This window comes from Mycobacterium toneyamaense, assembly GCF_055384815.1.
The window spans coordinates 587,036-600,695 of the sequence record NZ_AP040333.1 but is presented as its reverse complement, the minus strand read 5'-3'; the positions used below and the strand labels follow the sequence as shown (position 1 = coordinate 600,695).

Here is a 13,660-nt window from a genome sequence, read left to right as displayed (position 1 = left end):
TCCTCGATCAGGTACCGGTTGGTGGATTGACGCGCCGAGCGCGCGGCACCGCGTCGGTGGGCATCGCGGTGGGCATCGCGGTGAACGGGGCGGGTGACGCGTGGCCGGTGCAGCCGCCTAACGGGATTAAGGCCTGCGAGTGAACAACGTCGAGCACACAGGCCGGCCAATGCGATGCTGCCCGCTGCCCCGATCACCCATGAACGGCCCGCAGCCCCCGTGCCGCTGCACCACCCCGATAATTGCTCAACCATCATTGAGTCAATATTCACTGACATAGCTACCGGGTCAAGACGCAGCAGGTGCGCACCCGACAGTGTCATGCAGCGTTCATCACGCATACCCTCGGTCGTCACCAGCAGCCGACCTGCCGCGACGCATCAGCCGCGCTCGGTTGAATGTCCGCAGCAAGAACGCCGTGGTTGTCGCTGCGCGTGGTTAGGCTCCGGCCGCTGCGAACAGATCTGGAGCGCGGACCACCAAGGGCGAGATTGGGCACATCTCGCGACGCGCGCCCATCAATCACTAAGTGCCCGAGAGCATTTCGCCATAGAACCACTTCGAGCGATCCGCAGGTTCACTTCCCTGGACGTCGAATCTCGTGTGCGCAAGCTACGCGATTGACTACGAACGTTGAAAATAGATGGATATTGTCAAGCTCGTCAAAAGCGTCGGAGCATCTCACTACGCTCGGGACATGATCCACAAACACCACGAGTGGCTGACCGATGTGAACGACTCGATCGTCAGGGATTACGAGCGCGAGCAGAAGATGGCCCAGACCAAGGGGCGCACCCAGGAGACGGGGCACGTAGTCGAGTCACTCTGGGACGTCGTACTCACCGATTGGCTGCCGCCGCAGTACGAGGTTGCGAAGCGGAAGTACATCTTGCTCGAAAACGACGAGGGTACGTCGCTCCCCAAGGAAACCGACGTCGTTGTCTATCACCCTCACTATCCGGAGAAGATGCGAAAGAAGAACTACATTCTTGCCTCGGGTGTAGCTGCGGCTTTTAGCGTCAGGCGCACCATCGGGCGAAACGACATTGAAGAGGCCTACAAAGAGGGCATCGCGCTCCGTCGGGGGATACGGATAGGCTAAGTCCCCTGGGGTGGTGGGAATTCGGGGACGGGGCTGAGGTGGGCGGAGATGTTCAGGCCGTGTCGGTGCCGGTGTTGGGGTGGGCCATCGCGTAGTGGTCAGTGAGTTACGTACCAAAGTGACTCACCGAAGGAAACCGCGCGATGACCCTTGACCATTCTGCCCTGCTCGCTCAGCTCGATGCACTGAAGTCCGCTGACTCGGGTGCGGTGTTCGCCGAGTTGATCCGTTCCGGGTTGCAGCAGCTCATCGAGGCCGAGGCCACCGCGGCGATCGGCGCGGGCCGTTACGAACGCAGCGACGGCCGCACGGTGCACCGCAACGGGCACCGCCCCAAGACCGTCTCCACGACCGCCGGGGACATCGAGGTGCAGATCCCCAAGCTACGGGCGGGATCGTTCTTCCCGTCGCTGCTGGAACCCCGCCGGCGTATCGACAAGGCGCTGCACGCGGTCATCATGGAGGCCTACGTGCACGGGGTGTCCACCCGCAGCGTCGATGACCTGGTGACGGCGATGGGCGTGCAGACCGGGGTGTCCAAGTCGGAGGTGTCGCGGATCTGCGCCGGCCTGGACCGCGAGATCACAGCGTTTCGGGAACGCTCGCTGACCCACACCAGCTTCCCCTACGTGTTCTGCGATGCCACCTTCTGCAAGGTCCGCGTGGGGGCGCACGTGGTCTCCCAGGCCCTGGTGGTCGCGACCGGCGTGTCGATCGACGGCACCCGTGAGGTGCTGGGCACCGCGGTCGGTGACAGCGAGTCGTTCGAGTTCTGGCGCGAGTTCCTCGCCTCGCTTAAGGCGCGCGGCCTATCGGGGGTGCACCTGGTCATCTCCGATGCGCACGCTGGGTTGAAAGTCGCTGTGGCACAGCAGTTCACGAACTCATCGTGGCAGCGGTGCCGGGTGCATTTCATGCGGAACCTGCATACCGCGGTATCGGCCAAACACGCCCCGGCGGTTACCGCGGCGGTCAAGACCATCTTCGCTCACACCGAACCCGACGAGGTCGCCGCGCAGTGGGACCGGGTCGCCGACACCCTGGCCGCGTCGTTCCCGAAGGTGGCCGCGATGATGGGCGAGGCCAAGACCGACGTGTTGGCGTTCACTGCGTTCCCGAAGGCGCATTGGCAGAAGATCTGGTCGAATAATCCGATAGAGCGTCTGAATAAAGAGATCAAGCGTCGGGCCGATGTCGTGGAGATCTTCCCCAATCCGGCGGCGTTCCTTCGCCTGGCCACCGCGGTGGTCATCGAATCCCACGACGAGTGGCAGGTCACCCGCCGCTACCTCTCCGATGTCTCCATGGACGAACTACGCGCCGTGATCGCCGCCAAACACGCCGCGGCAGCACTTGCCAAACAACACCAAATCGCCTAGCGTTCACCATGACTCGTTGATCACAACGCGTGAACCACGCCAGATCCGAAGTCCACCACTCCCCGGGACGCTATCTACGGATACGTGGAGACGGCCTGCAGTCCTATCTGATACCGCCTGTGTTCTACGGACTGCTCGCCGAATCCCATAACTGGAAGAACCCAGGCAGCACACCGAAAGACAACGTCAAAGACATCACCAACGAGTTCGATCGAGACCTGGTGCTGTCGCCGCGCGAGGGGCTCGATCTTCTGTGCGTAGCCGACCTAGCGACCTGGGGCCGGACAACTGCGGTACTGCCTGAGCGATTTATCGCGCGGCAGAAATGGCCGGAAGAAGCAATGATCGCTTTCACGGGAAGCGCCCAGGCTCAATCGCTTGTCTTGTCGGGTATGCGGCACGACTATGAGCAGACGACCCTGTCGCCGTTGACCAACTTCATCGGCCTGTTGTGGAATCGCCTGGCGCTCAACGACCCAACTCTCAAACCGTTGGCAGACGGCCTCCGCATGACCAAGACGGTGGAGACCAAGGGTGGTCTCAATACCGGGCCCGGTCCATACAAACTCGCTGATGTCGCCCCAGCGACTATTGCCGATCGATACCGCAACAGTGAGCCGTGGTCCTACTAAGGCCGGGTGCCCGCCAGGAAGGCCGGCCTCAACGTCGTCCTTGCCGAGGTCCACGTCGCAGGCGTTCATGAACTGTTCGCTTGGCAGGCGGTATCGATCTCTGTCAATATCGATGAATGTCGAATTCACCGGCAGGGGTCGACGCTGACGCCTGCTGCGAAACCACATCACTTCTTCGCGAGCCGCTGACCACAGCGGCTGCCACGGAGATGGCAGTCAAACTCAAGGCATTGGCCGATCCGGTACGACTGCGTCTGTTCAGTGCAGTCGCCACCCGCGCTGGCGGCGAGGCGTGCGTGTGCGATGTCTCCGACGGCCTTGACGTCGGCCAACCCACGATTTCGCATCATCTGAAGGTCCTCCGCGACGCCGGCCTGCTCACATCGCAACGCCGGGCGTCATGGGTGTACTACTCCGTGGTCCCCGAAGCCCTGATCGGCCTGTCCGCTTTCTTCGCCCCCATCGACATCGACGTTTCCACCGAGGTGACCCTGTGACCGATACCGCCCCCAGCCCCGCCGACGCGCATGTGATGGGCAAACTTTCCACCCTGGACCGATTCCTGCCGCTGTGGATCGGTATCGCGATGGCTGCCGGCCTGCTGCTGGGCCATTGGATTCCGGGCATGAACACCGCGCTCGAAGCGATTCAGGTGGACGGGATATCCCTGCCCATCGCGTTGGGTCTGTTGATCATGATGTACCCGGTGCTGGCCAAGGTCCGCTACGACCGCCTCGACACCGTCACCGGTGACCGCAAACTGTTGATCAGTTCACTGCTGCTGAACTGGGTACTCGGCCCGGCGCTGATGTTCGCCCTGGCCTGGCTCCTGCTGCCCGACCTGCCCGAGTACCGCACCGGCCTCATCATTGTCGGCCTCGCCCGCTGTATCGCGATGGTGATCATCTGGAATGACCTGGCCTGCGGCGACCGCGAAGCCGCCGCCGTGCTCGTGGCCTTGAATTCGATCTTCCAGGTCGTCATGTTCGCCGTCCTGGGCTGGTTCTACCTGTCGGTGCTGCCGGGCTGGCTCGGGCTGGAACAAACCACGATCAACACCTCGCCCTGGCAGATCGCCAAGTCGGTGCTGATCTTCCTGGGGATTCCGCTGTTGGCCGGCTATCTGTCGCGGCGTCTAGGCGAACGCGCCAAGGGCCGGCAATGGTACGAGACCAAGTTCCTCCCGACCGTCGGACCGTGGGCGCTCTACGGGCTGCTGTTCACGATCGTGATCCTGTTCGCGCTGCAGGGCGACCAGATCATCAACCGCCCGTGGGATGTCGCCCGGATCGCGCTGCCGCTGCTGGCGTACTTCGCCATCATGTGGGGCGGCGGGTACTTGCTCGGCGCCGCGGCGGGGCTGGGCTATGAGCGCACCACCACGCTGGCGTTCACTGCCGCGGGCAACAACTTCGAGCTGGCCATCGCTGTAGCGATCGCCACGTACGGCGCCACCTCAGGCCAAGCCCTGGCCGGTGTCGTCGGGCCGCTGATCGAGGTACCGGTTCTGGTCGCGCTGGTCTACGTCTCCCTGGCCTTGCGAAAGCGGTTCAGCCACCACACGTCCCAGCATCTGCCCAGCGACTCAGCGACGAGAACGGAATCCGCGTCATGACCGGCACCCCTGTCACCCACCAACTGCGCGACGACCTGTCCATCGACCAGAAGCTCGCCCTCAAGACCGCGGCGACCCGGCTGCGGGCCGAGTTCGAGGACACCTTCGGGGTGGAGACCATCGAACGGTTCCTGCACACGTCCTATGACCAATTCGCCGGCCGGGCAACCATTCCCAACTTCCTGCCGCTGCTGGCCGAGCGATTCGCCCGCCAGCGCCTGCACGCCCTGGCCCGCGTGGAAGGCAAGATCGTCGACGGCAAACCCACCGTCCTGTTCCTGTGCACTCACAACGCCGGACGCTCGCAGATGGCGTTGGGGTACTTCACCCACTTGGCCGGTGACCGGGCGGTCGCCTGGTCGGGGGAATCCGAGCCCGGCAACGAGATCAACCCCGCTGCGATCGACGCGATGGCCGAGGTTGGTATCGACATCACCGGCGAGTACCCCAAGCCGTGGACCGAGGAGATCGTGCAGGCCGCCGACGTCGTCATCACGATGGGCTGCGGGGACGCCTGCCCGGTGTTCCCCGGGAAGCGGTACCTGAACTGGGAACTGCCCGACCCGGCCGGCCAAGGCGTCGATGCGGTGCGTCCGATCCGCGACGATATCGAAGGGCTCGTCCGTCGGCTGCTCGCCGACCTCAACGTCACCACCAGCGGCTGACCGCATGAACCCGACCCCGTCCATCGTGGCGATGACGGCAGCCCATGCCGACGCGGTGCTGGCCATCTACCAGGAGGGGATCGATACTGCGCAGGCCACCTTCGCCAGCACCGCCGGCGACTGGGCCGCTTTCGACGCAGGGCACCTATCCGAGCACCGATACGTCGCCTGCGACGACACCGGCACTGTCCTGGGATGGGTTGCCGCCGCGCCGATCTCATCGCGATGCGTCTACGCCGGTGTTATCGAGCACAGCGTCTACGTCAGCGCCGCCGCCCGCGGCCAGCGCCTGGGCACCCGTCTGCTGCAGACCCTGATTTCCTCCAGTGAGAACGCCGGCATCTGGACGCTGCAGTGCGGCATCTTCCCCGAGAACACCGCCAGCCTGGCCCTGCACGAGAAGGCCGGCTTCCGCGTCGTCGGCACCCAACACCACCTCGGCCAACACCACGGCCGCTGGCGCGACGTCACCCTGCTCGAACGGCGCAGCACCCGCACCGGCCTCTCACCCACACCACAGGACCCGACATGACCCAACCCCAAACACCCGCCGTGCTTTTCGTCTGCGTGAAGAACGGCGGAAAGTCCCAAATGGCCGCAGGCCTCATGCGCCATACGGCCGGCGACACTGTCGCCGTCTACTCGGCTGGCACCAAACCCGGCGGTGCAATCAACGCGCTGTCGGCACAGGTGCTGACCGAGATCGGCGTGGATATCACCGGCGAGAAGCCCAAACCGATCGACCCTGATCTGCTGAGCCAGGTTGATCTGGTCGTGACGCTGGGCCGCGAAGCCGTCGTCGAACCGGTACAGGGCACCCCGATCGAGAATTGGGACACCGACGAACCGTCCGACCGCGGCATCGACGGCATCGAACGGATGCGACTGGTCCGCGACGACATCGCCGCCCGCGTCACGGAATTGGCTTCCCGACTCAACGGCCACTAGGCCCGATCGGGCCATTGATCACGAAAATCGTTGACATAGACGGTGCTTCATCGCGGCAGCCGCCGTCTGGCAATCCCTTGATCGCCCGCCCACTCCTGTGAGGAGCACCCCTGATGTCTGACCGCCGAGTTGTCGCCATTGGTGGCAGTGATGCCGGTATCAGCGCCGCCCTACGCATCCGTGAACTCGACCCCACCACCGACGTCACCGTCGTGGTCGCCGACGCTTTCCCGAACTTCTCCATCTGCGGCATCCCGTACTACGTCTCCGGTGAAGTCACCCACTGGAGCAACCTGGCGCACCGCACCGCCGCCGATCTCGCCGCGACCGGGATGCGGGTGCTCACCGACACCACCGCCACCCGGATCAACGTCACCGAGCACACCCTCGATGTCCTGGGCGCCGACGGCACACCCCAGCAGTTGGCCTACGACGCCCTGGTGGTCGGTACCGGCGCGGTGTCGGCCCGGCCTCCTATCGCCGGTCTGACCGGTCCGGATGCCCTCGGCCCCGCCGAGGGTGTGCACCTGCTGCATTCCATGGGCGACACCTTCGCGGTGATGGAATCCCTGCACAAGCGCGACCCGAAACGCGCGGTGATCATCGGTGCCGGATACATCGGCCTGGAAATGGCCGAAGCGCTCACCACCCGCGGTATCGCGGTCACCCAGATCGAAGCGTTGCCCGAAGTGCTGCCCACCGTCGACGCCGAGTTGGGCGCCCTGGTCCACACCGAGCTAGAGCGTCATGGGGTTGAGGTGCTGACCAGCACCACCGTGCAGGCGATCAGTCGCACCGATGCCGGCGCCCTGACGGTGACCGGCAGCCACGATGGCGAGACCATCGCCCGCACTGTTGATTTCGTGCTGGTCGTGGTGGGCGTGCGCCCGGATGTCGAACTGGCCGCCGACGCCGGCGCCGAACTCGGAACCAAAGGCGCGATCGTGGTCGACGAGGCGATGCGTACCAATCTGCCCGACGTGTACGCCGCCGGTGACTGCGTCCACACGCACCACCGCCTGTTGGGCCTGACGTGGCTCCCGCTGGGCACCACCGCTCACAAGCAGGGCCGCGTCGCCGGCGAGAACGCCATCGGGGGCAACGCCCGCTACGCCGGCAGCCTGGGCACCCAGGTGGTCAAGGTGTTCGACCTGGTCGCCGCCCGCACCGGGCTACGGGAACATGAAGTCATTGCCGCGCAACGGGGTTGGATCCCGGCCACTGTCGCGGCCAGTCCCGATGATCACAAGGCGTACTACCCGGGCGCCACCCCGATCCACATCCGGATTACCGGTGACACCGCCAGCGGCGCGTTGCTGGGCGCTCAACTGGTCGGGCACCGCAGCGCCGAGGTCGCCAAACGCGTCGACACCTACGCCACCGCCCTGTTTCACGGGATGACTATCGACGGGCTCAGCGAACTCGACTTGTCCTACACCCCACCGCTGGGCTCGCCCTGGGATGCGGTGCAGATGGCCGCTCAAACCTGGACCCGTCACCAGCGCAGCGCCCTGGGCACGTCGGCGTCAGCCTGATCGAGACAGTTGCGTGGCAACCGGGTCAGGTTCGCCAGCGCCAGCCCGGTAGGGCCGCAAGTTTGGCGGCCCGATCGGCAGGCAGCCGGCCCGCCTTGTGCGCGCTCTTTTGGGTGTTCACCCACGCACCGAGTGGGTAGCCGTCGACGGTGTCGCTGCGGCCAGGGGTGGCGGCGCCGTGCCGGCTGACGTAGGTGGTGAGGGCATCGAGGCCCTCCTGCCAGCGGTCCTGCGTCGGTGTCCATCGCCACCCCGGCAGGGCGGCGAGCAGTTCGGCGCGGTCGACGGGCAGTGTGCCGTTGCGATGCTCGCGGCGGCGATGGGTGACCCACCAGCCGATGGGGTGGCCGTCAAAGACCGTCTTTTGCGGCGGGCACGCGTGGCCGGTCTCGGCGAGGTAGGCACGCAACACCCGCAGCCCTTCCTCCCAGCTGTCGTGGTGGCGGCCCCAGCTCCAACCGGGCAGCGCTTCGAGCTCGGCGACGCGGTCAGCGAGCAGCGTGCCGGCCCGAAAATCTTCGCGACAGCGGTGCAGCCATTGGCCGAGCGGATAGTCCGCGAGTCGGGTGTCGCGCTGCACCGAGGCGAGCGTGTGGTGCTCGGCGATCCAGGCGGTCGCGGCGGCGATACCGTGGTCCCAGCGGGCTGTCTCGATGTCCCAGTCCCACTCCGGCAGCGCCGCCAGCAGCCGGATTTGCGGCGCGGACAGTTCCAGGCCGGTGAAGGCCTGGCGCTGTGCGGTCACCCAGGCGTGCAGGTCGACGCCGTCGACGACGGTGCCGGCCAGCATCCTCGTCGTGCCGGATTGGCGCGCGAAGGTCGCGAGCGCATCGTGCCCGTGGCGCCAACTGCCCGGACGCGGCGGCCCCCAGTGCCAGCCGGTGACCGCCTCCAGCGCAGCGAGGTGATCGAGGTCCAGGATCCCGTCCCAGTACTCGTCACGGCAGCGGGCGACCCACTTGCCCAGATCGATGCCGTAGGCGCGGATGTTCGGGCCGACGTCGGTGGTGCCGCGCTGGCTCTGATAGCGCTGCAGGGCGGCCAGGGCATCGTTCCAGTGCGGCGCGGTGTCCGGGACGCTCACGCGCACACAGACGGTGCCAGCCGGTAGCCAACCCCGCGGACGGTGCGGATGAACTCGCCATGTTCGGGATCGTCGCCCAGTTTCCGGCGGAGTCGTTTGACATGCACCGCAACAGTATTGGTGTCCGACGGGTGCCCCCACACCGCGCGGCTGATCTCTTCGCTGCTGGCGACTTTGCCGCGCCGCTCGATGAGAAACACCAGCAGCTCCAGTTCACGGTGGGTGAGCTGGACTTCGCGGCCCCGAACCTGGGTTTCGTAGCCGTGCCGGTCGACGTGGATCGGTCCGGCGACCAGGATCGCCGGCCCGGGTTCGCCGGTGAGGGCGAAGGGGGTAATCGCGGCGATGGCATAGGGCCGAGCGATCACCGCTGACGCGCCGGCCGCCAGCACCGGACGCGCCAGGTCTTCCTCGCCGGGCGCGGCACCCACCAGGATTGGCAGATCGGAGGTCGCGCGCACCGCCGAGGTGATGCTGGCGGCGGCGACGGTGGCGGTGCGGGCGGCCATGATCAACACATCCGGAGCGCCGGCGCCGACCGCCAGCAGGGTCTCAGCGCCGTTGCGGCACCAGGTGGTGTCGATCCCCGCTCGTGCGGCCTCATCCATCAGGTCCGCGGCGATGCGGGAGTCGACTTCACACAACACCAGGCTGCCGCGCGGCGCACCCAGTGCCGCGCGGTAGGTCCCCGGCTCCATCGGCGCGTTCGTTCGCCGCACCTCGATGGTCAACGCGTGCCGCCCACCCTTCCTGTGCCGCTGATGCCGCTCATGCCCCTACCGTGAGCGGCACGCTGACGCTAACCGAACCGTCCGGAAATGTAATCCTCTGTCGCCTTTTTGCCGGGATTGGAGAACATCTTCTCGGTGTCGTCGATCTCGATCAGCCGGCCCGGCTTACCGGTGGCTTCCAGGTTGAAGAACGCCGTCTGATCGCTGACCCGGGCAGCCTGCTGCATGTTGTGCGTGACGATCACGATGGTGTAGTCCTGCTTGAGCTCGGCGACCAGGTCCTCGATCGCCAACGTGGAGATCGGGTCCAGCGCCGAGCATGGCTCGTCCATCAGCAGCACATCGGGCTGCACCGCGATCGCCCGAGCGATGCACAGCCGCTGCTGCTGACCACCCGAAAGGCCCGACCCCGGCTTGTCGAGGCGGTCTTTGACCTCGTTCCACAGGTTGGCGCCTTTGAGCGAGCGCTCGACGACCTCATCGAGGGTCTTCTTGTTGCGCACACCCTGCAGCTTCAACCCCGCGATGACGTTGTCGCGAATGGACATGGTGGGGAACGGGTTCGGCCGCTGGAACACCATGCCGATGGTGCGGCGCACCCCGACGGGGTCCACACCGGCGGCGTAGATGTCCTCGCCGTCGAGCAGCACCGAGCCCTGAACGCGGGCACCGGGGGTGACCTCGTGCATGCGGTTCAGCGAGCGCAGCACCGTGGACTTGCCGCAACCCGAGGGCCCGATGAACGCGGTGACGCTACGCGGCTGCACCGACAGCGAGACATCCGCTACGGCGTGGAACGCGCCGTAGAAGATGTTGACGTCTTTGAGGTCGATACGTTTGGCCATGACGAAAGTTCCTGTCGATTCAGCGTTTGCGAGTGAGCAGCCGGGTCGTGGCCGCGGCGGCGAGGATCAAAATGGCGACCACGATGATGAGCGTCAGTGCCGCGCCCCACACCCGTAGTTGGCCTGCGGGCTGCGGGTTGATCAGCTCGGTGTAGATCAACAGCGGCAGCGAGGCCATGTTGCCGCCGAAAATGTCGAAGTTGATCGAACGGGCATAGCCGACCAAGACCAGCACCGGCGCGGTCTCGCCGATGATGCGGGCGATCGAGAGCAGCACGCCGGTGATGATGCCGGGAAGGGCCGTGGGCACCACGATGCGTGCGATGGTCTTCCACTTCGGAATGCCCAAGGCGTAGCTGGCTTCCCGCAGATCATTGGGGACGAGCTTGAGCATTTCCTCGGTGGATCGGACCACCACTGGCAGCATCAGCAGCACCAGCGCCAGCGAGACCGCGAACGCGCTCTGGGTGAAGCCCAGGGTGGTGATCCACAAGCTGAAGATGAACAGCGCCGCGACGATCGACGGCACACCGGCCAGCACGTCCACCATGAAGGTAGTGGTGCGGGCCAGACGGCCACCGCCGTACTCGACGAGGAAGATTGCGGCCATCACCCCGAGCGGGATCGCCAGCACCGCAGCGATACTCGCCTGCACGATGGTGCCGTACAGCGCGTGGTACACACCGCCGGCGAACTCTTCAGGAAGCACGCCTTGCAGCGACCGGGTCCACCAGGTGGAGCTGACGATGGCGCGCCAGCCTCGCTCGATGACGATGTAGAGCACCCAGACCAGCGGGATCAGTGCGACCCCGAAGGCGCTACCCACCAGCGTGGTGGCCACCGCGTTCTTGATGCGCCGACCGCGCGCGGTCGGGTGAAAAGTCGGGCTCTTGATCGGCTCATCCAGTGTGGCGACGTTCATCTCAGTTCACCTTCGATCCGGCGATGGCGCGTGCGGCAGCGTTGACCGCGAAGGTCAGCGCGAACAGGACGAAGCCCGCAGCGATGTAGGCGCCCGTAGGTAGCGGGGCGCTGAATTCGGCTGCGGCCGAAGCGATCTTCGATGCGAAGGTGTAGCCACCGTCGAACAGCGACCAGTTACCGGCCTTGGCCGCCGACCGCAGGATGATCAGGACCGCGACGGTCTCACCGAGGGCACGACCCAGGCCCAGCATGGACGCGGCCACCACGCCGCTGCGGCCGAACGGCAGCACCGTCATGCGCACCACTTCCCACTTCGTCGCGCCCAGGGCCTGGGCGGCTTCGATGTGCGGAATCGGGGTCTGGCGGAACACTTCCCGGCTCACCGAGGTGATGATCGGCAAGATCATCACCGCCAGGACGATGCCCGCGGTGAAGATGGTGCCGCCACCAACTAGCGACACGTTGCCCTCTTTGAACAGGAACAGCCAGCCCAGGTTGCGGTTGAGGAACTCGGCCACCGGCGAGAGCTGGGGTGCCAGCACGAAGATGCCCCACAAGCCGAAGACGATGGAGGGGACCGCGGCCAGCAGGTCGACCGCGATGCCGAACGGCCGGGACAGTCGGGCCGGGGCGTAGTGCGTCAGGAACAGGGCGATGCCGATCGCCACTGGTACCGCCAAGACCAGTGCGAATCCTGCGCTGAGCACCGTGACCATGAACAGGTCGGCGATACCGAACGCCAGGTGGTCACCGTCGGAGGTCTTGAACTCGCTGCTGGTGAAGAAGTTGTCGTGGTTGGCCATCAACGACGGGATCGCCTGGATCAACAGGAACACGGCGATCAGCGCGATGGCGATGACGATCGTGGCCCCGGCGGCGACGGCAATGGCCTTGAAAATCCGGTCGCCGAGGGCGCCGGTGCTGGTCCGTTTCGGGGCGGCCGGTTTCGGGGGCGTGATCGGATCAGACATCCGTGAATTGTCCCCCGGCGCGGGTGCCGTCGACGACGGCACCCGCGGGGTTCCCGAAATATCGGGTTGTAACGCCATGAGAACTCAAATCAGGAGATCGCGTTGACGGCGGTGGTCAACTTCGACTGGAACTCGGCCGGGATCGGGATGTAGCCGTTGCTGTCCAGGCCCTTCTGCCCACCGGTGATCGTCGACTGCAGGAACGCCTTGACCGCCTTGCCGGTGTCGGCGTCGGCGTACTTCGAGCACACGATCTCGTAGGTGGCCAACACGATCGGGTACGAGCCGGCCTGAGTCGGCTTGTAGAAGGTGGCGGTGTCGAGCACCAGGTCGTTGCCCTGGCCCTTGACCTTGGCGCCGGCGATGGTCTTACCCACGGTCTCGGTGCTGATGTCGACGGGCTCCGGTCCGGCCGAGGTGACGACCTTGGCGGTGGTCAGGCCCTGGGTCTTGGCGAAGGACCACTCGTTGTAGGTGATCGATCCGGGGGTGTTCTTGATGGCGGCCGAGGTGCCCTCGTTGCCCTTGGCACCTTCGCCGACGCCGCCGGCGAACGCCTTGCCCGCGCCCTTGCCCCAGGCGCCGTCAGAGGCCGCGTCCAGGTACTTCTGGAAGTTGTCGGTGGTGCCGGATTCGTCGCTGCGGAAGACCACGTGGATCGGGTCGGCCGGCAGGGCGACGCCGTTGTTCAGTGCGGCGATGGCCGGGTCGTTCCAGGTCTTGATCTCACCGTTGAAGATCTTGGCGGCGGTGGGGCCGTCGAGCGACAGGGAGGTCACGCCGGGGACGTTGTAGGTGATGGCGATCGGGCCGAAGACGACCGGCAGGTTCCAAGCTTCCGAGCCGCAGCGGTCCTTGGCCTTGTCGATCTCGCCCTTCTTGGCGTTCAGCGGGGAGTCCGAGCCACCGAAATCGGTCTGCTTGCCGAGGAATTCGCTCACGCCGGCGCCCGAACCGTTGGAGGTGTAGTTCAGGGTGTAGCCCGAGCAGGCCTCCTCGTAGGCCTTGACGAAGCGGGTCATCGCGTTGGCCTGCGCGGTCGAGCCGCTGGCCTTGAGTGCCTTCTTGCCGCCGCAGGACACGTTGGACGAACCGCCGTTGGCGCTCGAGCCACCCGAGGACGCGTTGTTGTCGCTGCCGCACGCCGACAGCGCCAGCGCTCCGGCGGCCACCAAGCTCACGGAGACGCCAAATCGGTTGAGCTTCACAGAACTCCCTCACAGCATTGG

General features: G+C 65.8%; 15 protein-coding genes and 1 pseudogene. 10 read left to right on the top strand and 6 right to left on the bottom strand.

The window, feature by feature from the left end:
- Positions 1-643: 643 nt before the first annotated feature.
- The 10 genes and pseudogenes from ACZ5IQ_RS02805 (at position 644) to ACZ5IQ_RS02760 (ending at position 7,876) form a co-directional block, all read left to right on the top strand.
- Positions 644-1,102: a DUF6602 domain-containing protein gene (locus tag ACZ5IQ_RS02805; protein WP_464480758.1), complete on the top strand. Its 459-nt coding sequence runs from the start codon at positions 644-646 to the stop codon at positions 1,100-1,102.
- A gap of 143 nt (positions 1,103-1,245) precedes the next feature.
- Entirely contained in the window at positions 1,246-2,481 is a 1,236-nt protein-coding gene (locus tag ACZ5IQ_RS02800) for an IS256 family transposase (RefSeq protein WP_036437208.1), read from the top strand.
- A gap of 119 nt (positions 2,482-2,600) precedes the next feature.
- The gene (locus ACZ5IQ_RS02795) at positions 2,601-3,113 is read left to right on the top strand and encodes a hypothetical protein (RefSeq protein WP_464480757.1); all 513 of its coding nucleotides are present in this window, start codon (positions 2,601-2,603) and stop codon (positions 3,111-3,113) included.
- 6 nt (positions 3,114-3,119) lie between these two features.
- Positions 3,120-3,302, top strand: coding sequence for a hypothetical protein (locus tag ACZ5IQ_RS02790; RefSeq protein WP_213020323.1), 183 nt, complete (start codon positions 3,120-3,122; stop codon positions 3,300-3,302).
- On the top strand, positions 3,230-3,610 hold the full coding sequence (locus ACZ5IQ_RS02785; RefSeq protein ID WP_212813416.1) for an ArsR/SmtB family transcription factor: 381 nt from the start codon (positions 3,230-3,232) through the stop codon (positions 3,608-3,610). Before ACZ5IQ_RS02790 ends, ACZ5IQ_RS02785 begins: the two co-directional genes overlap by 73 nt.
- A 35-nt stretch (positions 3,611-3,645) precedes the next feature.
- Positions 3,646-4,686 (top strand): annotated as a pseudogene (arsB, locus tag ACZ5IQ_RS02780) (ACR3 family arsenite efflux transporter); the annotation flags it as partial.
- Between the two features lie 38 nt (positions 4,687-4,724).
- On the top strand, positions 4,725-5,393 hold the full coding sequence (locus ACZ5IQ_RS02775) for an arsenate reductase ArsC (RefSeq protein WP_464480756.1): 669 nt from the start codon (positions 4,725-4,727) through the stop codon (positions 5,391-5,393).
- A gap of 4 nt (positions 5,394-5,397) precedes the next feature.
- Entirely contained in the window at positions 5,398-5,925 is a 528-nt protein-coding gene (locus tag ACZ5IQ_RS02770; protein WP_061010147.1) for a GNAT family N-acetyltransferase, read from the top strand.
- A complete protein-coding gene (locus tag ACZ5IQ_RS02765; protein ID WP_061010145.1) occupies positions 5,922-6,341 on the top strand; it encodes an arsenate-mycothiol transferase ArsC in 420 nt (139 codons plus the stop codon). The genes ACZ5IQ_RS02770 and ACZ5IQ_RS02765 overlap by 4 nt, the downstream gene beginning before the upstream one ends.
- A gap of 113 nt (positions 6,342-6,454) precedes the next feature.
- Positions 6,455-7,876, top strand: coding sequence for an FAD-dependent oxidoreductase (locus ACZ5IQ_RS02760; protein ID WP_212813419.1), 1,422 nt, complete (start codon positions 6,455-6,457; stop codon positions 7,874-7,876).
- A gap of 25 nt (positions 7,877-7,901) precedes the next feature.
- Here the strand turns inward: ACZ5IQ_RS02760 and ACZ5IQ_RS02755 are convergent, their stop codons facing one another.
- The 6 genes from ACZ5IQ_RS02755 to pstS form a co-directional block, all read right to left on the bottom strand.
- Entirely contained in the window at positions 7,902-8,960 is a 1,059-nt protein-coding gene (locus ACZ5IQ_RS02755; RefSeq protein WP_244872681.1) for a helicase associated domain-containing protein, read from the bottom strand.
- Positions 8,957-9,691 carry a winged helix-turn-helix transcriptional regulator gene (locus tag ACZ5IQ_RS02750; protein ID WP_071287807.1) on the bottom strand — a complete coding sequence of 245 codons (735 nt, stop codon included), beginning with the start codon at positions 9,689-9,691 and terminating at the stop codon, positions 8,957-8,959. Before ACZ5IQ_RS02750 ends, ACZ5IQ_RS02755 begins: the two co-directional genes overlap by 4 nt.
- 68 nt (positions 9,692-9,759) lie before the next feature.
- The gene (pstB, locus tag ACZ5IQ_RS02745) at positions 9,760-10,536 is read right to left on the bottom strand and encodes a phosphate ABC transporter ATP-binding protein PstB (protein WP_061002092.1); all 777 of its coding nucleotides are present in this window, start codon (positions 10,534-10,536) and stop codon (positions 9,760-9,762) included.
- 19 nt (positions 10,537-10,555) lie between these two features.
- Positions 10,556-11,458, bottom strand: a complete 903-nt coding sequence (gene pstA / locus ACZ5IQ_RS02740; RefSeq protein ID WP_212813423.1) for a phosphate ABC transporter permease PstA — start codon at positions 11,456-11,458, stop codon at positions 10,556-10,558.
- A 1-nt stretch (position 11,459) separates the two neighbouring features.
- Entirely contained in the window at positions 11,460-12,431 is a 972-nt protein-coding gene (gene pstC / locus ACZ5IQ_RS02735) for a phosphate ABC transporter permease subunit PstC (protein ID WP_083420453.1), read from the bottom strand.
- A gap of 89 nt (positions 12,432-12,520) precedes the next feature.
- A complete protein-coding gene (gene pstS / locus ACZ5IQ_RS02730) occupies positions 12,521-13,639 on the bottom strand; it encodes a phosphate ABC transporter substrate-binding protein PstS (protein ID WP_071287805.1) in 1,119 nt (372 codons plus the stop codon).
- Positions 13,640-13,660: the final 21 nt, after the last annotated feature.